The sequence below is a fragment of the Huintestinicola sp. genome, from assembly GCF_050874005.1.
Classification (GTDB): domain Bacteria; phylum Bacillota; class Clostridia; order Oscillospirales; family Ruminococcaceae; genus Huintestinicola.
Window position 1 is genome coordinate 53,528 of sequence record NZ_JBNMJV010000006.1, and the last position, 19,980, is coordinate 73,507.

The 19,980-nt window shown below is 48.1% G+C and carries 19 protein-coding genes and 1 pseudogene; all 20 read right to left on the bottom strand.

The genetic code is table 11. From position 1 onward, the window contains the following. Window positions 1-13 precede the first annotated feature (13 nt). Window positions 14-706, bottom strand: a complete 693-nt coding sequence (locus ACR0QN_RS03565) for a zinc-ribbon domain containing protein (protein ID WP_432649821.1) — start codon at window positions 704-706, stop codon at window positions 14-16. Window positions 707-721: 15 nt separating this feature from the next. Then, window positions 722-1,207, bottom strand: coding sequence for a YqeG family HAD IIIA-type phosphatase (locus ACR0QN_RS03570; RefSeq protein ID WP_432649822.1), 486 nt, complete (start codon window positions 1,205-1,207; stop codon window positions 722-724). 89 nt (window positions 1,208-1,296) lie between these two features. Then, window positions 1,297-1,470: a 30S ribosomal protein S21 gene (gene rpsU / locus ACR0QN_RS03575; RefSeq protein WP_022474864.1), complete on the bottom strand. Its 174-nt coding sequence runs from the start codon at window positions 1,468-1,470 to the stop codon at window positions 1,297-1,299. Window positions 1,471-1,616: 146 nt separating this feature from the next. Next, the gene (leuS, locus tag ACR0QN_RS03580; protein ID WP_432649823.1) at window positions 1,617-4,055 is read right to left on the bottom strand and encodes a leucine--tRNA ligase; all 2,439 of its coding nucleotides are present in this window, start codon (window positions 4,053-4,055) and stop codon (window positions 1,617-1,619) included. A gap of 57 nt (window positions 4,056-4,112) precedes the next feature. Beyond that, window positions 4,113-4,982, bottom strand: a complete 870-nt coding sequence (locus ACR0QN_RS03585) for a hypothetical protein (protein WP_432649824.1) — start codon at window positions 4,980-4,982, stop codon at window positions 4,113-4,115. A 15-nt stretch (window positions 4,983-4,997) separates the two neighbouring features. Next, window positions 4,998-5,507 carry a hypothetical protein gene (locus ACR0QN_RS03590; RefSeq protein WP_432649825.1) on the bottom strand — a complete coding sequence of 170 codons (510 nt, stop codon included), beginning with the start codon at window positions 5,505-5,507 and terminating at the stop codon, window positions 4,998-5,000. A gap of 19 nt (window positions 5,508-5,526) precedes the next feature. Further along, window positions 5,527-5,892, bottom strand: coding sequence for a ribosome silencing factor (gene rsfS / locus ACR0QN_RS03595; RefSeq protein WP_432649826.1), 366 nt, complete (start codon window positions 5,890-5,892; stop codon window positions 5,527-5,529). Window positions 5,893-5,905: 13 nt separating this feature from the next. Then, on the bottom strand, window positions 5,906-6,493 hold the full coding sequence (gene yqeK / locus ACR0QN_RS03600) for a bis(5'-nucleosyl)-tetraphosphatase (symmetrical) YqeK (protein ID WP_432649827.1): 588 nt from the start codon (window positions 6,491-6,493) through the stop codon (window positions 5,906-5,908). After that, on the bottom strand, window positions 6,494-7,114 hold the full coding sequence (gene nadD / locus ACR0QN_RS03605) for a nicotinate (nicotinamide) nucleotide adenylyltransferase (protein WP_432649828.1): 621 nt from the start codon (window positions 7,112-7,114) through the stop codon (window positions 6,494-6,496). It abuts the gene before it with no gap. Further along, on the bottom strand, window positions 7,111-7,419 hold the full coding sequence (locus ACR0QN_RS03610) for a YhbY family RNA-binding protein (RefSeq protein WP_432649829.1): 309 nt from the start codon (window positions 7,417-7,419) through the stop codon (window positions 7,111-7,113). Before ACR0QN_RS03610 ends, nadD begins: the two co-directional genes overlap by 4 nt. Before the next feature lies 1 nt (window position 7,420). Then, window positions 7,421-7,993 carry an RdgB/HAM1 family non-canonical purine NTP pyrophosphatase gene (rdgB, locus tag ACR0QN_RS03615; RefSeq protein ID WP_432649830.1) on the bottom strand — a complete coding sequence of 191 codons (573 nt, stop codon included), beginning with the start codon at window positions 7,991-7,993 and terminating at the stop codon, window positions 7,421-7,423. A gap of 406 nt (window positions 7,994-8,399) precedes the next feature. Then, window positions 8,400-9,299, bottom strand: a pseudogene (ftsY, locus tag ACR0QN_RS03620) (signal recognition particle-docking protein FtsY); the annotation flags it as partial. Between the two features lie 131 nt (window positions 9,300-9,430). Further along, window positions 9,431-12,994 carry a chromosome segregation protein SMC gene (gene smc / locus ACR0QN_RS03625; protein WP_432649831.1) on the bottom strand — a complete coding sequence of 1,188 codons (3,564 nt, stop codon included), beginning with the start codon at window positions 12,992-12,994 and terminating at the stop codon, window positions 9,431-9,433. Between the two features lie 15 nt (window positions 12,995-13,009). Further along, on the bottom strand, window positions 13,010-14,026 hold the full coding sequence (locus ACR0QN_RS03630) for an elongator complex protein 3 (RefSeq protein WP_432649832.1): 1,017 nt from the start codon (window positions 14,024-14,026) through the stop codon (window positions 13,010-13,012). Window position 14,027: 1 nt separating this feature from the next. Next, a complete protein-coding gene (gene rnc / locus ACR0QN_RS03635; protein WP_432649833.1) occupies window positions 14,028-14,735 on the bottom strand; it encodes a ribonuclease III in 708 nt (235 codons plus the stop codon). Between the two features lie 113 nt (window positions 14,736-14,848). Continuing rightward, entirely contained in the window at window positions 14,849-15,853 is a 1,005-nt protein-coding gene (plsX, locus tag ACR0QN_RS03640; protein WP_432649834.1) for a phosphate acyltransferase PlsX, read from the bottom strand. Between the two features lie 4 nt (window positions 15,854-15,857). Beyond that, window positions 15,858-16,373, bottom strand: coding sequence for a YcxB family protein (locus ACR0QN_RS03645; protein ID WP_432649835.1), 516 nt, complete (start codon window positions 16,371-16,373; stop codon window positions 15,858-15,860). A gap of 4 nt (window positions 16,374-16,377) precedes the next feature. Continuing rightward, window positions 16,378-16,545, bottom strand: a complete 168-nt coding sequence (locus ACR0QN_RS03650) for a hypothetical protein (protein ID WP_432649836.1) — start codon at window positions 16,543-16,545, stop codon at window positions 16,378-16,380. Then, on the bottom strand, window positions 16,542-17,873 hold the full coding sequence (gene trmFO, locus ACR0QN_RS03655; RefSeq protein WP_432649837.1) for a methylenetetrahydrofolate--tRNA-(uracil(54)-C(5))-methyltransferase (FADH(2)-oxidizing) TrmFO: 1,332 nt from the start codon (window positions 17,871-17,873) through the stop codon (window positions 16,542-16,544). The genes ACR0QN_RS03650 and trmFO overlap by 4 nt, the downstream gene beginning before the upstream one ends. A 2-nt stretch (window positions 17,874-17,875) precedes the next feature. Then, on the bottom strand, window positions 17,876-19,954 hold the full coding sequence (gene topA / locus ACR0QN_RS03660; protein WP_432649838.1) for a type I DNA topoisomerase: 2,079 nt from the start codon (window positions 19,952-19,954) through the stop codon (window positions 17,876-17,878). Between the last annotated feature and the right edge of the window lie 26 nt (window positions 19,955-19,980).

Here is a 19,980-nt window from a genome sequence, read left to right on the forward strand (position 1 = left end):
CTTTCTTTGATTTTTACTGCCTGTCAAAATAATCCTTGCCGTCGTTCGGTTTAAAGTAGGTTCTTATATATCCGTCTGTTGAAACTATGACAAATTCATTGGTGCTTTCAAGATAATACACATCGTCGTTGTCCTCCTTTTCAAGCTTGTGGAGGGCGTCGGGGGAGCTTACAACGGCTGCGGCGGCACGTTCATATTCCTGCGGGGAGGAAAATCCCATTTCTATGCCGTGCTTTTCGTAGTGATCCTCAAGAAGATCGGCATTTCGGAAACAAAGCCCTTGTTTTTCGGGTCCTGTAACTATGGCTTCTGACGATGTGGATATATGTGAGGTTTCCGAGGTTATTGTATCTGATGTAATGGCAGAAGAAGTTATGGCAGGCGGAGTTTGCTCTGTGATATAAGCGGAAGTTTCCGTTATTTCGGACGGCGATGCCTGCTCGGGGATTAAGATATCCGAAAGCTTGAAAAATAAGGCTGCCAGAAATATTGCTGCGAGAATTACGGCAAATATGGGTAAGCGTGAGCGGCTGCTTTTATTGCTGTTATGGTTTTGCGGTGAAGAAGATGGTTTCCTGCCTTTGCGTTTGTCACGGCAGCTTTTGCAGCGTGTCGGAAGTTCAAAGCCTTTTGAACGGTAAAATTCTATTTCTCCGTCTGTAAGGGTAAATTCTTTTCCGCAGTCTCTGCATTTTTTTGTTATCATAAAAATGCACCTCGATTATAAATATTTTTTCGGCAGAAATGGTTTTTCTGCCGTTCTTTTTATTTTGAAAAAAACGTTTTTTTCCGGTTCGATAGGGGGGACGAGAATGGATTTTATGCCGAAAAGCTTTGCTCCAAGGATATCCGTGAAAAGCTGGTCGCCGATGGTGCATATTTCGCTTTTGGGCACGCCAAGCTTCTCAGCGGCTTTTTTATATCCTATGGGCAGGGGCTTTGCGCCCTCGGGTATGAAGTCAAGTCCCAGAAGCTGTGCAAAGGGTGTGACCCTGGGGACGTGATTGTTTGAGACTATCATCATTTTTATATTGTTTTTACGCATATTGTCAAGCCACTCAAACAGTCCCTCAAGGGGAGTGGGATTGTCGTGGGTGGTCATTGTGTTGTCGATGTCAAGGATAAGAGCGGTGACTCCCATTTCACGCAGTATTTCGGGAGTCACGCTCAGTATGCTTTTGTAGGCTCTTGTGGGTGTGAACAGCATAAACACGCTCCTTCTTGATAGAAAAAAGCGGCGGCAGTTATATGGCTGCCGCCGCTCTGTACAAAGCGATACTATTAACATATTAACGATTAATACTTACGCTTACGAGCAGCCTCAGACTTCTTCTTGCGCTTTACGGAAGGCTTCTCGTAGTGTTCTCTTTTACGAACCTCAGCGATAACGCCGTCCTTAGCGCAGCTTCTCTTAAAACGCTTAAGAGCAGTCTCTAAGGTCTCGTTCTTTCCAACGTGAATTTCAGCCAATTTTGTTCCCTCCCTTTGCCCTTTGGCAGAGGATTATATACGATATAACTATAACATTATACTATATATCACACGCATTTGTCAAGTGTCTGCACAAAAAACCAAGACGAAATTTTGTAAACTTTTTTGTGCATATTTACAAGATGTTACTTTGCAACGATATTTACTATCCTGCCCTTGACATAAATTTCCTTGACGATGTTTTTGCCCTCGATGAATGACTTTACATCGGGGTGAGCCTTTGCCTTGGCAAGTGCGGACTCCTGCTCTTCGTCAACGCCTACGGATATCTTTCCTCTGAGCTTTCCGTTTACCTGAACGGCTATCTCGATGGTGTCCACCTGAAGCTCCTTTTCGTCATATACGGGCCAGGACTCGTATGCGATGGTATGGTCGTGACCCAGTATGCTCCACATTTCTTCGCACACGTGAGGTGTGACGGGGGAAAGCAGCTTGATAATTCCCTCGGCGTACTCCTTGGGGCATTTTCCTGCCTTATATGCGGCATTCATAAATATCATAAGCTGGCTTATGGCGGTGTTGAATGCAAGTGCCTCGAAATCGTCGGTGACCTTCTTTACGGTCTGATGGTATACTCTTGTGAGTGTGCCGTCATTTTCTTCGGTGAGGTTTGAATGTTCGGTGAAGAAATTCCATACTCTTGTGATGAACTTCCTTGCGCCCTCAACTCCCGAGCTGCTCCAGGGCTTTGAGACCTCAAGGGGACCCATAAACATCTCGTAAAGTCTCAGGGTATCTGCGCCGTAATCTCTTACGATGTCGCTGGGATTTACCACATATTCGGGATATCTCTTGCCCATTTTGATGCCGTTCTCGCCAAGTATCATTCCCTGGTGAACAAGCTTCTTGAATGGCTCCTTTGTGGGTGCAAGACCCTTGTCGTAGAGGTATCTGTTCCAGATACGGGAGTACATAAGGTGACCTACTGCGTGCTCGGGGCCGCCGATGTAAAGGTCAACGGGCATCCAATGCTTCAGAAGCTCGGGGTCTGCAAATTCCTTATCGTTATCGGGGTCGATATATCTGAAATAGTACCAGCTTGAACCTGCGGAGCCGGGCATTGTGGAGGTCTCTCTTGTACCCTTTATGCCGTTTTTGTCATACTTTTTCCATTCCTCCGCATTTTCAAGAGGAGCTTTGCCGTTCTTGCCCTTGTAGTCCTCAAGCTCGGGAAGAATGAGAGGAAGCTCGTCATCATCAAGAACGTGTATCTCGCCGTTTTCGGTGTGTACAACGGGAACAGGCTCGCCCCAGTAACGCTGGCGGGCAAATATCCATTCTCTGAAATGGTAGTTTGTGGTGCGCTTTGCAACGCCCATTTTTTCAAGCTTGCAGGTGATGGCTTCCTTTGCTTCTTCAACGGTAAGACCTGTAAATTCCTCGGAATTGATGAGCTTGTAGCCTTTGCCCAGATATTCGCCCTTTTCAAAGGCTTTCTCGGACACGTCAACGTGGCCCAGCTTTTCATCGCCGTCGATTACCTGTATCATATCAATGTTATGAGCAACAGCATACTCAAAGTCTCTCTGGTCGTGAGCGGGAACAGCCATTACTGCGCCTGTGCCGTAGCTTGCAAGAACAAAGTCGCCGATGAACATTCTGACTTCCTTGCCGTTTACGGGATTTATGCAGGTAACGCCTTTAAGCTCGCAGCCGGATTTGGTCTTGTTGAGCTCGGTGCGGTCCATATCGTTTTTCTTGAGTGTCTCGTCAATGTACGCCTGTACCTCTTCCTTGTTGGTTATGCGGGGCATAAGTGTTTTTACAATTTCACCGTCGGGAGCAAGAACCATAAATGTGATACCATAAATTGTCTCGATACAAGTGGTGTAGATGCTGAATTCGCCGCCGCCCACAATGTCAAACTTGACCTCAACGCCTGTAGATTTGCCTATCCAGTTGCGCTGCATAGCCTTTGTTGACTCGGGCCAGTCTATCTCGTCAAGTCCTTCGAGAAGCTTTTCTGCAAAGGCGGGCTGGTCTATTACCCATTGTTTCATATTCTTTCTTACAACGGGGTAGCCGCCACGTTCGGATTTTCCGTCAATTACCTCATCATTGGAAAGAACGGTTCCCAGCTCCTCGCACCAGTTAACGGGCATATCCACATATTTTGCATAGCCGTCAAGATAAAGCTGCTTGAATATCCATTGTGTCCACTTATAGAACTTGGGGTCGGAGGTAGCCACCATTTTTGACCAGTCGTAGTCAAAGCCAAGCTCCTTGAGCTGTTTTGAGAAGGTCTTGATGTTTTCCTGGGTAAAGCCGTTGGGGTGGTTTCCCGTTGTTACCGCATACTGCTCTGCGGGAAGACCGAAGGAGTCATAGCCCATTGGGTGAAGCACATTGTAGCCCTGCATTCTTTTCATTCGGGAAACAATGTCGGTAGCTGTGTAGCCCTCGGGGTGTCCTGCGTGAAGTCCCACGCCCGAAGGGTATGGAAACATATCAAGAACGTAGTATTTGGGCTTTGAGAAATCCCATACATCGGTCTTGAAGGTCTCGTTCTCCTCCCAGTATTTCTGCCATTTTTTCTCAATGGCGGAATGATCGTATCTTTCCAAAATTATCAGTCCTTTGCAAAATAAAGAAATTTATATCATATAAATTTGATATCTGAGTTATTGTTTGTTCTTGCTGTACTCGGAAATATCTTCGTCAAGAATAAGAAAATAAAGCATAACGCACCTTGCCACAAGTGAAATGATACCCATAACTGCAAGAAATCCGAAAAGTCCTCCCAGACCAATGCTGCTGAATGCGGCTGTGGCAACGCCTGCGGTGATAATGCCGATGATATTGAATATAACGTCAATGCTTATCCACCAGGCAAGAGTTTCCTTTGCGGTGTTGCTGCCGATAAAGAACCTGATGAACAGATAAAGGAGAAAGCCCGAAATGCCAAGATCCAGCAGAATAGTCAATCCTCCGCCGCCTATCAGCGAAAGAAGATAGGAAAGTGTATTGTATCCGTACAGAGCGATACCAACTCCCGCAACGATCTTTGTCTTTTTCCTGCCCTTTTCGTATTTTTCGGGGTCTACTGCCATACGTGCAGCGTAGAGATCGTCCATTGAGGAGGTCGTTCTCGGATTTGTCCTTCCCGATGTGCTTTGATAGGAACTTTGATATGAGCTTGATGTGCTCTTATATGAGCCTGATGTACTCTGATATGTACTTTGTCCCGAAGAGGAGGACTGCTGTGTGCTCTGCGGTCTTGCGGGTGCGGACATATCCTCGAACATAGGCTTAGGTTCGGCAGGCTTATCGGGTGTAACGGCTTTTTCCGCCTGCTTATCGAGGGCAGTTACCTCAGAGCCGTCCATTTCGCTGAGTACGGGCATTGCGATATCATCAAAATTGTCCATACTGTCGGAAGGACGGGGAGTATCGTTAGCTGTTTCCTCAAGTCCCTCCGATGCGTCGGGGAGATCGTCATAGGTCTCTCCCGTATCGGGCAGATCAAGACCGTCCATTTTAAGTTCGTCCATTGTTAATTACCCCTTTCAGTTTTTATCTTTTTGTTTGCTTTTGCAGTATGCTTTAACGCTTTTGTCGAATAAGGTGAACCAGATAGGCACACCGATAATAGCAAGGGAAATGAGCGATGATAAAACACCGTAGAGAACAGCCGTGCTGCCATATGCCGCAGTTGATATCAGCGACGGCACAAAAATAAGCAGAGAAATAGCGGCACATATGCAGAAAAACACTCCGAGAGCGATCCTTGCGCTGTTTTTGCCCATGACAAACATAACTCCGATAGCGGTAAAAAGAACCAATGCAGCCATTTCGCCTATCCAATAGGATAATCCCTCCGACAGGTCGGGAATGGCTTTCAGAATATTTATCCCGCAAAAAATAAGGTAGAGTATTCCGATGACCATGACCTTGATTTTTCCCTTTCGGGCAAGCTCACGCTGTTCGTAATCCGCAAAAGCCTTTGCTTTATCGTCATTCTCTTCTTCAGTCTGACTGTAGAGAGCGGAATATCCCATATCTGTGTTGTCTTCCATTTCAAGTCCCCCTTAAAAATTATTTTACCCACTCCGATATATCCACGTCCTCTCCGTCTCTCCAGAGACGTTCAAGGTTGTAGAATTCTCTCTGATCTTTGCTGAAAACGTGGACTACTATGTCACCGTAGTCGATTATCACCCAGTTGGAGCCGTTGTTTCCCTGAACTCTGTTGGGGGTGACGCCGTTTTCCTGCATTTTGTACTCCGCCTCGTCGGCAAGAGCCTTTGTCTGTGTGCTTGAGGTTCCGTCGGCAATTACGAAATAGTCCGCAATTATGGTAAGGTCGCCAACCTTGATGACCTTGATATCCTCGGCTTTTTTGCTGTCGAGAGCCTTGACGATTATCTCAAGCTTTTGCTTTTGTGTAAGTGTATCCGGCATAAAAAACCGCCTTTCATCTGAAAATTTCAGCGTAATGATTATAAGCCTGCGTGGTGCTTTCGGGTATAAGCGAGCCTTTGGCAATAACATCGCTTACCGAAAAGCTTATGGCTTCAAGCATAGCCTTCTGCAAATTCTCAAAGGCAAGCTTGCGCATTTTTCCCACGTCCTTATAGGAACGATCCTCGGAAATAAGGTCGGCAAGGTAGATTATCTCCTCAGTTTTTGACATTCCCGCCCTTGCGGCTGTATGGAACCGCACCGCCATCAGGATATCCTCGTCGGCAATGTGCAGAACGTGCTCGCAGTACCAGGAGCCTGCCGCAGCGTGATACAGCGCAGGTATCTTCTCCTCAACGGGACTGAGGGGAACGATACATTCCCTGCCCATTTTAAGCTGTTCCTCGGGAGGTATCTCCTTGCAGATATCGTGGATAAGCCCTGCAAGATAGCATTTCCCCCTGTCTGCGCCGAATTTCTCCGCCAGCTTGTCTGCGGCGGCGGCAACATTCAGACTGTGGGTATATCTTTTCTTTGAGAGCCTTATTTTAAGGATATCCTTTATTTCTTCCGTATCGGCTCCGCAGATATCAACTGCCATTTAACGATCACCCTGTTTATAAATAGACTTAGACATAATATATTGTACTACATTTTTATCAACATAGCAAGATATATCTTGATTTTTTACAATTTTTTTACGGATCTCGGTAGATGAAATGTCAAAAGGCTCTGTTTCTATGATCGTGACCTTGCCGCCCAAAGCCTTTACCTTTTCAGCATATTCCTCTATTCTCCGTGACTCCTTGGGGGAGCGTGAGACTGCTGCAATTTGGGCGATACTTATAATATCCCGAAAACTGTTCCAGGTGGGCAGAGTGGCAAGGGAGTCGCTGCCCACGGTCAGGATAAGCTTGTCCTCGGGATAAAGCTTTTGCAGATACCTGAGGGTCTCACAGGTGTAGCTGAGAGTTCCTTTTTTTATCTCAAAGTCCGAGACCTCGCAGCGGGGGAGCTTTTCAAAGGCAAGTCTGCACATCTCCAGCCTGTCCTCGCAATTTGCTCTGTTTTCGGTATCAAGCCCTGCTTTAAAAGGATTTACAAATGCGGGCATAATTATTACTCTGTCGGGGGAAAGACTGCTCTCAAGCAGGGACTTCACCGCATTTACGTGACCTAAATGAACAGGGTCAAAGCTGCCGCCGAAAAGTGCCGTTATCACTTTTTCTTTTCTGCCTTGGGCAGCTCTATTTTAGGCTCCTGGGGATTTCTCTTGAAAAGCACAAGCTTGTTGCCGATGGTCTGAACAACCTCGGACTTTGTTGCCTCCGCAAGCTCTGCTGCCGCTTCCGCAGATGAGAGCATTGCCGTTTCAAGGACTTTAAGCTTGACTATCTCTCTTGCCTTGAGAGCGTCGTTTACCTGGGTGATAAGGTTCTCACCGATGCCGCCCTTGCCCACCTGCAAAATGGTGTCCTCTTTGGCGGCTATTCCTCTTAAATAGGCTCTTTGTTTGCTTGTAAGCATTTTATTTCTCTCCCTTTATTACTTTTTCAAACTTCCTCAAAGCGTCGCTTCTGTGGCTCACCTTGTTTTTCTCCTCGGCGGAAATTTCCGCAAAGCTTTTGTCGCCGTACATAAAGATAGGGTCATAGCCGAAGCCGTTGGTGCCTTTCTTTTCATATCCTATTTTACCCTCGCAGATGCCTGTGACCACGTGCTTTCCGCCCTTTTCGTCAATGTAGCATATGCAGCACTTGAACCTCGCTGTCCGCTTTTCGTCGGGAACTCCCTCAAGCTCGGAAAGCACCCTTGCACACCGCTTTCCCTCCTCGGCATATCTTGCGGAGTATATTCCGGGTGCGCCGTTCAGTGCGTCTACCTCAAGTCCGCTGTCGTCGGCGATAACGGGGGTTTTAAACATATCGTAAATTGCTTTTGCCTTGAGATATGCGTTTTCATCAAAGGTGGTGCCTGTTTCCTCCACCTCGATGTCGGCTCCCGCCTCGCTCTGGGAGACTACCTCAAAGCCCTCCGGCTCAAGTATCTCTCTGAACTCTCTCAGCTTGTTTTTATTGTTGGAAGCAAGTATAAGCTTCATATTAACACCTCTCTTATTCATCCTCGCTGTCTTTTTCCTTCTTGCCGAAGGATATCTCCTTGAACAGGAAGCCGAATTTTCCGTCCCTCAGACTCTTCTTTTCCGCAGGCTTTTCTTTCTCGGGAGCTTCTTCGGTTTCTTCCTCGCTGTCGGCGGTTTCACAGAGAGGCTCATTTTCGGGGATATCTTCGGAAATTTCTTCTTCGCTTGTTTCTGTTACAGCTTCGGACAGCTCGTCGGCTGTTTCTTCATCGGATACATCGGAAATATCCTCTGTCTCGTTTTCGGGAACAGTTTCTTCAATGACTTCCTCTTCGGGAATGTCCTCGGAAATATCTTCGTAAGCTTCGTCCTCACCGTCTCCCGTAAGTCTCTCGTAATTTCCGCTGAACTCAGTATCGGAAACGAAAAGCGCCTCTGCATAATCGTGAGCGGAAAAGTCCATAAGGTCGTCTATCTTCTCGCCAACGCCCACAAGCTTTACGGGAATTCCAAGCTCACGGTGAATGGTGATGATGATTCCGCCCTTTGCCGTACCGTCAAGCTTTGTGAGCACAATGCCCGTAATATCCGCAGTTTCAGAGAAAAGCTTTGCCTGATTTACGGCGTTCTGACCTGTGGTGGCGTCAAGGACAAGAAGGGTCTCAAGGGAACAGCCCTCCGCCTGCTGACGGCATATCCTTGTTATCTTTTTCAGCTCGTCCATAAGATTTTTTTTGTTGTGAAGTCTGCCTGCTGTGTCGCAGATAACTACGTCCGCACCCCTTGCCTTTGCCGCTGTGATGGCGTCAAAAACCACCGCTGCAGGGTCGGAGCCTTCAGAATGCTTTACTATCTCGGCTCCCGCTCTTTCCACCCATACCTGGAGCTGGTCTATAGCTGCCGCACGGAAGGTGTCCGCCGCAGCCACAATGACCTTCTTGCCCTCGGAGGTGAGCCTTGCGGCAAGCTTTCCGATGGTGGTGGTCTTTCCTGCTCCGTTTACGCCGATGACCATTATTACCGCAGGCTTTGAGGAAAGGTCAAGCTTTTTGTCCTCTCCCAGCATTTCGGTGATTATTCTTTTCAGCTCGTCCTTGATGAGCGCAGGCTCTTTTATGCCCTTTTCTTTTACCGCTTTTCTCAGCTCCGAGCAGATATCAACAGAGGTCTGCACGCCGATGTCGCACATAATGAGAGTTTCTTCCAGCTCCTCAAAAAAATCCTCGTCGATCTTTGTAAAGGAGTTCAGCAGGGAATTGACCTTTCCCATCATAGAGTCCCTTGTTTTTTTGATGCCTTCGGCAATTTTTTCAAAAAATCCCATAAATATTCCCTTCCTTTCTTGAGAGTTTTGTGTTTTCCGTAAGGAAATTTCGGTCGTCAGACCGAAAAACAAAACTCGGAGTTTGAAAATCTTTGATTTTCAAACTAATTCCTCCAAATATTTATTCATATTTAGTCGGTTATATCTTCTGCAGGTGGCTGTTCCATTTTCAGAAGCCTTGAAATGCCTTTTTCCTGCATCGTTACGCCGTACATAACGTCCGCTTCCTCCATAGTTCCTCTACGGTGGGTAACGGTGATAAACTGGGTGGTATCGGTGAAATTATGAAGATACTGGGCGTATCTTGTAACGTTCATATCGTCAAGCGCCGCCTCGATCTCGTCAAGGATACAAAATGGCGCAGGACGGAGCCTCAGTATGGCAAAGTATATGGCAATAGCCACAAACGCCTGCTCGCCGCCCGACAGCAGGGACAGGCTTTTGATGACCTTGCCCGGGGGAGCCACGTTTATCTCAATTCCCGATTCAAGCACATCGTCGGGGTCGGTGAGGGTAAGCTCAGCCTTTCCGCCGCCGAAAAGCTCGGTGAATATCTGCTTGAAGTTCTGATTTATGATATTGAAGCTTTCGGAGAATTTCTGCTTCATTGTTTCTGTCAGCTCGTCGATAAGCTTTTCAAGCTCACGCTTGGAGCTGTTCACATCGGAAAGCTGTCCCGACATAAATTCGTATCGCTCCGAGACTTCCTTGTATTCCTCGATAGCCGAGAGATTTACCGTTCCGAGAGCTCTTATCTTCTGCTTTACGGTGCCGAGACGAAGACTTATTTCGGCGTTGTCTGCGTCCTTTATGGCAAGCTCCTCCGCTTCCGAGGGGTACAGCTCGTACTGCTCCGCCATATCGGAGATTATCTTGTCGTATGCGGACTGAGCAGACTTGTGCCGCTCCTCGAGACGGGTCTTTTCGGCGCCGAATTTTTCCTTTTCGGCGTTCTGCTCCTTTATCCTGCTGCGAATTCCGTTGGAGCGCTTTTCAAGCTCAAGATTATTGCTCTGGGTTTCGGCGATCTCCGAATTTATTTCGGCAGTTCTGTCTCCTGCGCCTTTAAGCTCGCTCTCACGCCGGCGGATAAGCTCCTCTCTTTCGGCAATGAGCTTTTTCTGCTCCTCGATGGCAAGTGCGGACTTCACAGAGCTGTCGCCGATGCTCCTGCTCTGCTCTTCAAGAGCGGCAAGGCTTTCCTTGGCGGCTTCTCTGTCCTTTTCAAGCTCTGCTCTGCGTATTTTTAGGGCGGACATTTCCGAGGAAATATTTTCTCTTTCTTCCTTGAGCTTTTCAAGAAGTGCACCGTCTCTGCCCGATTTATCCTCGCCGTCGGCAATCTGTGCGTCAATTTTTTCAAGCTCTGCGGCGGCTTTCTCTGCGGCGGCTTTTGTTTCCTCAAAGCGCTTACGGAGTCGCAGGGTAAGCTCTTCCGCATTTTTCCTGCCGCTGACACTCTGCTCCTCAACCTGCTCGATACGCTTCATCTCGGCTTCAAATCTAATCCTGTCCTGCTCGATAATGCGTATCTCGTCCTTTGCCGCTTCAAGGTCTATCCGCATTTTGTCGGTCTCTGCCTTGAGTGCGGCGGCTTTGGATCTCATTTCCGCAAGACGGTTTTCATCTGCAGTAAGCTCGGCTGTTAACCGCTCGATCTCGTTTTTACGTGTGAGGACACCTGAGGAGCGGTTTGCTGAGCCTCCTGTGAAGGAACCGCCTGCATTGACAACCTGACCGTCAAGGGTGACTATTTTAAATCTGTAGTTATATTTTTTTGCAATGCTGCCTGCACAGTCGATGTCCTCGGCAATTACCGTCCTGCCCAGCAGCGAGTTTACGATACCCGTAAATTTAGCATCGTATGTAACAATATCGCAGCCTAAAGCCACAAATCCGCTGCAGCTTTCAAGCCCGCTTTCGTTAAGTCTGTTGCCCTTTACAGAGGTGATGGGGAGAAATGTGGCTCTGCCTGCGTTCATATCCTTGAGCATACGGATACTGCGCTTTGCCGCTTCTTCGTCCTCGGTGACGATGTTCTGCAGTGCGCCGCCAAGGGCAGTTTCCACAGCCACGCTGTATTCAGAGGGAACGGTGAGTATCTGCGCCACAGAGCCGATTATGCCGCCTATCCTGCCGCTTTTGCCCGCTTTAAGTGCCTGCTTTACGGCGTGACCGAAGCCCTCCATTGAATTTTCCAGATCCTGCAGGATCTTTATCTTGTTTTCCTTTTCCCTTACGCCGATGGTAAGCTCGGAAAGCTCCTTTTCGGCGGCGGCAAGCTTTTCCGATCTTGCGGAAAACAGCCTGTTCATACCGCCTGAGCGGTTTTCCTGCTCGGCTTTTTTCTCCTCAAGGAGCTTTAAGCCGTCAAGCACCTCTTTGCGCTCGTTCTCAAGATTTTTTCTGCTTTCGGCAATGGCTTCAAGCTGTGCCTTTGCGGCATTTTCCTGCTCCTCAATTTCTTTGAGCGCATTGTCCGAGGAGCTTGCGGTGATTTTCAGCTCGGACTGCCTGATATAAAGCTTGTTAAGCTCTGCGGCGTGACCCGAAAATTCCTTTTCAAAGCCGTCCTGCCTGCCTGCGGCTTCTCTGAGCCTTTCCTCCGCTTCCGAAAAATCCTTGTCCGCCTGCTCGATATCCTTGCCTATCTTATCTATCTGAGCAAGCTTTTCCTCGGTGAGCCGCCTGTTTTCGCTGTCTGTCAGCTTGGCATTCTCCATCTGCTTTTCCAGATCGGCAATGTTTTCATTGAAATGGGTTATCTCGTTTTTATACACCGCAATGTCGGCGTGAAGCCCCGTGTTCGCCTTTTCGGCATCAAGAATGGCGTTTCTCAGCTGCTCAATGCGGATATTTCCCTTGGCGATGTCGCTGTAAACGGTTCTGTACTCCTCTTCGAGACGTTCGATATCCGCTTCGCATGAGGAATATTCCGAGGTGTTGATAAGCAGCTTATCGGAAAGCTCCGCAAGCTTTGCACGAAGCTCCGACAGCTCATGCACCCACACGGTTATCTCAAGGGATTTCTTTTCCTCGGAAAGCTCGATAAACTGCGCTGCCTTTTCCGACTGCTTTCTGAGAGGCTCAACTCTGCTTTCAAGCTCGGAGATGATGTCGGTCAGTCGCAGGATATTTTCTTCTGCCTGAGCAAGTCTCCTCTGAGCCTCTGCCTTTCTGAAACGGAATTTGGAAATGCCTGCGGCTTCTTCAAAAATGCTTCGTCTCTCGCCCGATTTTGAGGAAACAATTTCCGCAACACGACCCTGTCCGATAATGGAATAGCCGTCACGTCCCAGACCCGTATCCATAAAAAGCTCGGAAACGTCCTTCAAGCGAACCTGCGCCCCGTTTATGATATACTCGCTCTCGCCGCTTCTGTAAAGCTTTCTCGTCACCGTTACCTCGGGAGCGTCTATATTTAAAATGCCCTTGTCGTTTACAATGCAAAGTGTGACCGCCGCAAAGCCCATAGGCTTGCGAAGCTCGGTTCCCGCAAAGATAACGTCCTCCATTTTCGCTCCACGGAGAGTTTTCGAGGACTGCTCGCCCAGCACCCAGCGCACAGCGTCGCCGATGTTGGATTTTCCGCTTCCGTTGGGACCCACAACTGCAGTTATGCCCTTGCCGAAGTCCAGCCTTATTTTATCGGGAAAGGACTTGAAGCCCTGAAGCTCAAGTGATTTTAAGTACATATTAAAACCTCTGAATTATTGTATGGTAAATTTCCTGCCGTTAACGGAAATAATTCCGGGCGGCAGGCTGTCGTCACGAATGAATGAAACCCTCTTGTCCGCAAAATAAGCCCTGTTCGACCGCTTGTGACCCACAAGTATACTCATATTGCGGTTTGCTGCCCTGCATTCTGCAAAGCCATCTTTTAAAAGTTCATTCTCAATTATCCCTTTTACCCATTCCGAGCGGACAACTTCTCCCAGTGCAGGGTGATAAAAGCCTGCCACAGCCCTGTCCTCAACGCTTTCCTCGGCGTGAAGTCCCAGGCGGATAATTTTTATCCCTGCTTCGGTAAAGCCTTTCATAAGCCTTGCACAGAGGGAAACGCACTCCTCAAAGGGATATAGCACGTATTCGCCCTTGTCAAAAAGCTCTGCAAGATATGTTCCCCGAAGCACCGTAACGGGATATATACGCACGGTTTTCGGGCATATTCCGATGATCTCGTTCATTGTGAAAAGCTCGTCATCGGGAGTGCTTTTGTAAAGCCCCACCATCATCTGGAGCCCAAGCTCAAAGCCCATTTCTTTTATAAGCCTTGAGGCTCTTTTCACGTCCTCTGCGGTATGACCTCTGAGATTTGCATGCAGAACGCTGTCTCTCATTGACTGCGCCCCAAGCTCTATTGCACCAACGCCGAATTTTTTCAGCAGCATAAGAATTTCCTCGTCAATGCAGTCGGGACGAGTGGAAATTCTTATACTGCGAAAGCCGTCTTGTTCGGGCGTTTTCAGATATTTTGAAGCGCGTTCAAGCAGGGCGGTCATATAGTCCCTGTCGATAGCCGTAAAGCTGCCGCCGAAAAAGGCTATCTCTGTCTGAGCCCTGTCCTCGGGTGAGCTTATGCGCTCATAGGCTCCTCTGATGATATCCTCCGCCTCATCGGGGGTGGGGGCGTGAGAGGTGCTGCTTATTATCCGCTGGTCGCAAAATGAGCAGGCATTTGGGCAGCCCATATGAGGGATAAAAATGGATATATTGGCGTGGCTCATATCAGACCTCGCAGCCCATAAGTCTCAGCGCTTCCTTTGCAGCCTGCTGCTCTGCCTGTTTTTTGCTGTGACCTTCGCCGTGACCGATAACGTTGGTGTTAAGGCAGACCTCCACTACAAAATGCCTGTCGTGATCGGGTCCCGACTGGCTTCTCAGGACATACTCCACCTTTTCCTCGGGATTTCGCTGGATTATCTCCTGTAATATGGTCTTGTAATCCTGGAGCTTCTTTGCGGAGTTTTTGTCAAGGTCCTTCGGTATAAAGCCTAAAACATATTCCCTTGCGGCTTCCATACCGCCGTCAAGGAAAACAGCCGCAATTACCGCTTCAAATGCGTCGGAAACAATTGAGGGACGGTTCCTGCCCCCCGTATTTTCCTCGCCCTTGCCAAGGAGAATGAATTCTCCGAGAGATATCTGCTTTGAAAATTCAAACAGCGCCTTTTCGCAAACCAGTGAAGCCCTTATTTTGGTCAGGTCGCCCTCGGGCAGGTGCTTGAAATGATTGAAAAGATGCTCCGAGATCACGATGGAAAGCACGCTGTCACCGAGAAATTCAAGCCTTTCATTTGAATTTCTTCCCTTTTTGCACTCGTTTGCATAGGAGGAGTGGGAAAGGGCTTCGTGAAGCAGATTTTTATTCTTAAAGCTGTAGCCGATCTTTTCTTCAAAGGCGGCAAGCCTTTCGCTTAAAGCCTTGTCTGTCATTTAAGACATATCCTTTCTTATATTGTAGCACATCTGTTCCTAAAAGTCAATAGCTTTTGGAAACTTTTACGGAATATTTACAAAATACCGACGGAACGGGAAAGCGTATAAACTTACTCGCTCTTAGCCTTGCAGCTTTCCAGCGCTCTTGATATCTCGCCGATAACATCACCGTCAACACACTGCTTTGCCTGTCTGATGGCATTGTAGAAAGCCCTTGCGTCAGAGCTGCCGTGAGCCTTGATAACGGGCTTGGAAATGCCCATCAGCACAGCGCCGCCCACTTCCTTGTAATCAAGCTTTTTCTTGAAAGCCTTGACCTTTTTCATAATGAGCAGGGCTGCTATCTTGCCTGTGATACCGTCTGTGAGCATACCTTTCAGCTCTCCCGCAAAGAAAGAGCCCATACCCTCATACAGTTTCAGAGCAATGTTTCCCGTAAATCCGTCGGAAACAGCCACCTGACAAACTCCCTTGGGCATTTCTCTTGCTTCAAGGTTGCCGTAGAAATCAACCGGTGCAGCGGAAAGAAGCTTGTAAGCCTCCTTGTCAAGCTCTCTGCCCTTGGTGTCCTCAGCGCCCACATTCAGAAGTCCCACCTTGGGGGATTTTATGCCCATTACCTTTTCCATATAGCAGCTTCCCATAATTCCGAACTGCATAAGCATTTCGGGGCGGCAGTCAACGTTTGCGCCGCCGTCCATAAGGATAAGATGACCGTTTGCGGTGGGGAGAATTGGAGCGAGAGCGGGACGCTTTACGCCCTTGAGCCGCTTTGCGATAAAGGTGGAGCCTACCACAAGAGCGCCCGTGCTGCCTGCGCTTACGAATGCGTCGCCCTTGTCGTCTGCCAGCGCCTGCAGACCCACCGCCATAGAGCAGTCCTTGCGGCTCTTGACGATCTCTGTAGGCTCCTCGTGAATGTCAATGACCGACTCGGTATGTATTATGGAAATTTTATCGAGACTTATACCGTTTTTCTCGGCGGTCTCCTTGATAATTTTTTCATTTCCCGTAAGAGTTACCTCCACGCCGAAATCAGCCACAGCCTGAGCTGCGCCCTTTATGACCTCGAGAGGAGCGTTGTCTCCGCCGAATGCGTCAACGATAATGTTCATATTTTCATTTCCTTTCAATAAGTTCAATGACCTTAATGCCCATATGCTCAAGGATAAATTCGGAAAATTCCTCATTGCTCACATTTCCCATAGCCTCTTTGGAAAGCAGATAGGCAAGATTTTTGCTTGTGTAGAAAAAATAACATAAGCTGTTTGACCTGACAGCGGTGATATTTGAATAGGGGACAGTGACCGTTCTTTTTTTGGGAACGATAAGTATATCGACTGCTTCATTTCTGAATGTGAATTTAAGAAGTGCCTTTGCTCTGAATAGTTTAATTGTTCCTATAAAAATAATTAGAGGGAGAAAAAAGAATATAAGAAAATATACGGTAATGAACTGGATATCCGATTGAACAATTTCTGTTCTTATCAATAAGTAGGAAATTATCACGACAACGGATAGTAAAAGTCTCGGAACAGAGATAAGAAGTCCGATTATCAGTATGGCAAGATACTGTTTCGGTTTCATCTGCCTGTATTTTATCTCGGATTCAAACTCGTAAATTACGTCATTCATAAAATCACCTCTTATATTTTATTTTCAGCACAATGGAAACGATATTGAGCACAGCAACAGCTCCCCATATCACCGCCAAAACGTAATTCCCGTCAATGATGTTCAGAATACTGCAAGCGGCAGCGAGAACAATAATTACAATAGTGAGAATGAATTTGACCTTGTCGTTCATAGTTCATTTATCTCCTTAAAATATCCCTCAAAAGCCTCCAAAGCCCTGTCGGCAACAGCCTGATATCTTTCCTGCTTGTTCTTGATACGTATGCCGATGTCGGGGAGAATGCCCATATTTGCGCCCATGGGCTGGAAATTCTCCACGCTCTCGTCGGAAATATATCGTGACAATGCGCCTATCATCGTTTCACGAGGGAGAATGAGCGGCTTTTTTTCTTCCATTCGGCGGACGATGTTTATACCTGCCATAATTCCCGAAGCGGCGGACTCCATATAGCCCTCAACGCCTGTTATCTGCCCTGCGAAAAAGATCTCGGGGCGGCTTCTCATTGAGAAATCGCCGTTTAACAGTCTCGGAGAGTCGATAAAGGAATTTCGGTGCATAACGCCGTACCGCATAAACTCTGCCTTTTCAAGCCCCGGTATCATCGAGAAAACACGCTTCTGCTCGGGAAATCTGAGGTTTGTCTGAAATCCCACAAGATTAAAAAGTGTCCCCTCCGCATTTTCACGTCTCAGCTGCACCACCGCATAGGGTTTGAGACCCGTTCTGCTGTCCGTCAGTCCCACAGGCTTCATTGCGCCGTATCTTGCGGCGTCCTCGCCTCTTTTGGCAAGTACCTCGATAGGCATACAGCCTTCATAGACGGTGAAATCGTCTTTTGAATTTTCGGGACGGTCAAAGTCATGAACGGGAGCAGACTCGGCGTTTATCAGCTCGTGATGAAAGGCAAGATATTCTTCCTTAGTGAAAGGGCAGTTGATGTAATCGTCACCCCCTCTGCCGTAGCGTGCGGCAAAGAACGCCTTGTCCATATCAATTGACTCAAATGTGACAATAGGTGCGGCAGCGTCAAAAAAGCTGAGCCTTTTGCCGCAGAGCTCTCCGATATTGTCAGCAAGTTTTCCGTCGGTAAGAGGTCCGCTGGCAATTACGCAGTACCCCTCGGGTATGTCCTCCTGCTCACTCGAAACAAGGGTGATGTTCGGGTGGGAGAGAATTTTTTCCGTAACGCTGTCGGAGAATTTTTCCCTGTCAACGGCAAGTGCGCCGCCTGCCGCTACAGCGTTTTCCTCGGCGCAGGGAACTGTGAGAGAGCCAAGCCTGCGCATTTCCTCTTTGAGAAGTCCTGCCGCCGAATTTATCCGTGAGGCTTTCAGGGAATTTGAGCATACAAGCTCCGCAAAACCCTTGTATTTGTGGGCAGGGGAGTATTTCCCGGGCTTCATTTCCACAAGCCTTACCTTTGCGCCCCTGTTTGCCGCCGCCCACGCCGCCTCGCAGCCTGCAAGACCTGCGCCGATAACGGTTATATTTTTATCCATAATTATTTTTCCTTTTTGATAGCTACCTCGTATCCGCAGCCCTCTTTCAGGCAGAACATTTTTCCGCCCTTCTTGAAAAGTGTAGTACCGTCGTTGCACTTGGGGCATTTGTCGGAAACGGGGGTGTCCCAGGTCATAAATGAGCAGTTTGGATTATCCTCGCAGCCGAAATATTTCTTGCCCTTTTTGGATTTTTTGGCAAGTATCTTTTTGCCGCAGAGAGGGCATATACCGCCTGTGGGCTTAACTATCTTCTTGGTGTTAGTACATTCGGGGAAGCCTGTGCAGGCAAGAAATCTTCCAAATCTGCCTATTTTGATGACCATAGGCTTTCCGCAGACCTCACATATCTCGTCGGTCTCCTCATCGGGGACTTTCACCCTCTTGCCTTCCATAGCGGTCTCAGCCTTGGTGAGCGTGTCGGAGAAATCACCGTAGAAATCCCTGAGAGTTTCCACCCAGTCCTTTTCTCCTATTTCTATCTTATCAAGGCTGCTTTCCATCTGAGCGGTGAATTTGGTATCAACTATCTGCTTGAAATGTGCTTTCAGCAGGTCGGTGGTGACTTCGCCAAGACCCGTAGGCTTCAGCTGTTTTCCGTCTCTTTCAACATAGAAACGGTTTATTATAGTGGAAATGGTGGAGGCATATGTGGAAGGTCTGCCTATGCCGTTTTCTTCCATTGCCTTGATGAATGAGCCTTCGGTGTAGCGTGCGGGAGGCTGGGTGAAATGCTGCTTGCCTTCGATATTTTTGAGCTTCAGCACATCTCCCGTATTTATCTCGGGGAGCACCTTGTTTTCCTCGTCGTCCTTTGATTCCTCGTAAAGCACAGTAAATCCGTCAAATTTAACGGAATATCCCGTAGCTTTGAATGAACAGCCGTTTGCGTCGATGTCAACGGAAACTGTGTCCATAAGGGCATTTGCCATCTGGCTTGCGATAAATCTCTCCCAGATGAGCTTGTAGAGCTTATATTGCTCGGGAGTAAGGCTGTCCTTGACTCTTTCGGGGGTAAGCTCGGGGGTGGAGGGACGGATAGCTTCGTGAGCGTCCTGTGCCCCTGCCTTGGTCTTGTATACCTTGGGGGAGGCGGGAAGGTAGGTCTTTCCGTACTTTTCTTCGATATATTTGTAAGCGGCAGCCCTTGCTTCATCGGAAACTCTCAGGCTGTCCGTTCTCATATATGTGATAAGACCCACAGCGCCCATTCCCTCTATTTCAACGCCCTCGTAAAGCTGCTGTGCGGCTCTCATTGTCTTTGAGGTCTGGAAACCCAGCTTTTTGGAAGCCTCCTGCTGCATTGTAGATGTGGTAAAGGGGGCGGCGGGGGATTTTCTTCTTACGGATTTTTTTACTCCCGTAACATTAAACTGTGCGCCCTCAAGTCTTTTGAGGACTTCATTTGTCTCGCTTTCGGAATGAAGCTCGGTCTTTGCGCCGTCCATTCCCACGAATGTAGCGTCAAACTGCTTCTTTGAGGAGGGAGCGGTCATTTTGGCTTCGATAGACCAGTATTCCTCGGGCTTGAATGCGTTTATCTCCTTTTCCCTGTCAACGATCATTTTCACCGCTGCAGACTGAACTCGTCCTGCGGAAAGACCTCTCCTTACCTTTTTCCAGAGGAAGGGAGAAAGCTTGTAACCCACAATTCTGTCGAGTATTCGGCGTGCCTGCTGGGCATTCACCAGATCGAGATCAATAGAACGGGGGTGAGCCATACCGTTCTGCACGCCCGTTTTTGTTATCTCATTGAAGGTAACACGGACAGGTGCGTCCATAGGAATGTCAAGGAGCTGTGCCAGGTGCCAGGAAATAGCCTCTCCCTCTCGGTCGGGGTCTCCTGCGAGATAGACCTTATCTGCTTTTTTGGCAGCCTTTTTCAGAGAAGAGATGACCTCCTCCTTGTCTTTCATCGGAACGTAAACAGGTTCAAAATCATTTTCTATATCAACGCCAAGCTTGGACTTCGGCAGGTCTCTTACGTGACCCATCGAGGCTGCCACCTCGAAGCCCGGACCTAAATATTTCTGAACGGTTTTCGCTTTTGAGGGCGACTCCACGATAACGAGATTTGACATATTATCTTCCTTTCCGTTGCTGCGGC

Bases quoted from the DNA above. Each gene is read 5' to 3' on its own strand.
- rdgB (WP_432649830.1), bottom strand. From the start codon at position 7,993: ATGAAGCTTATACTTGCTTCCAACAATAAAAACAAGCTGAGAGAGTTC.
- rnc (WP_432649833.1), bottom strand. From the start codon at position 14,735: ATGACAGACAAGGCTTTAAGCGAAAGGCTTGCCGCCTTTGAAGAAAAG.
- plsX (WP_432649834.1), bottom strand. From the start codon at position 15,853: ATGAACATTATCGTTGACGCATTCGGCGGAGACAACGCTCCTCTCGAG.
- yqeK (WP_432649827.1), bottom strand. From the start codon at position 6,493: ATGGCAGTTGATATCTGCGGAGCCGATACGGAAGAAATAAAGGATATC.
- ACR0QN_RS03645 (WP_432649835.1), bottom strand. From the start codon at position 16,373: ATGAATGACGTAATTTACGAGTTTGAATCCGAGATAAAATACAGGCAG.
- smc (WP_432649831.1), bottom strand. From the start codon at position 12,994: ATGTACTTAAAATCACTTGAGCTTCAGGGCTTCAAGTCCTTTCCCGAT.
- trmFO (WP_432649837.1), bottom strand. From the start codon at position 17,873: ATGGATAAAAATATAACCGTTATCGGCGCAGGTCTTGCAGGCTGCGAG.
- rsfS (WP_432649826.1), bottom strand. From the start codon at position 5,892: ATGCCGGATACACTTACACAAAAGCAAAAGCTTGAGATAATCGTCAAG.
- ACR0QN_RS03570 (WP_432649822.1), bottom strand. From the start codon at position 1,207: ATGCTGTTCACACCCACAAGAGCCTACAAAAGCATACTGAGCGTGACT.
- ACR0QN_RS03590 (WP_432649825.1), bottom strand. From the start codon at position 5,507: ATGGAAGACAACACAGATATGGGATATTCCGCTCTCTACAGTCAGACT.
- ACR0QN_RS03630 (WP_432649832.1), bottom strand. From the start codon at position 14,026: ATGAGCCACGCCAATATATCCATTTTTATCCCTCATATGGGCTGCCCA.
- ACR0QN_RS03650 (WP_432649836.1), bottom strand. From the start codon at position 16,545: ATGAACGACAAGGTCAAATTCATTCTCACTATTGTAATTATTGTTCTC.
- ACR0QN_RS03585 (WP_432649824.1), bottom strand. From the start codon at position 4,982: ATGGACGAACTTAAAATGGACGGTCTTGATCTGCCCGATACGGGAGAG.
- ACR0QN_RS03610 (WP_432649829.1), bottom strand. From the start codon at position 7,419: ATGCTTACAAGCAAACAAAGAGCCTATTTAAGAGGAATAGCCGCCAAA.
- topA (WP_432649838.1), bottom strand. From the start codon at position 19,954: ATGTCAAATCTCGTTATCGTGGAGTCGCCCTCAAAAGCGAAAACCGTT.
- ACR0QN_RS03565 (WP_432649821.1), bottom strand. From the start codon at position 706: ATGATAACAAAAAAATGCAGAGACTGCGGAAAAGAATTTACCCTTACA.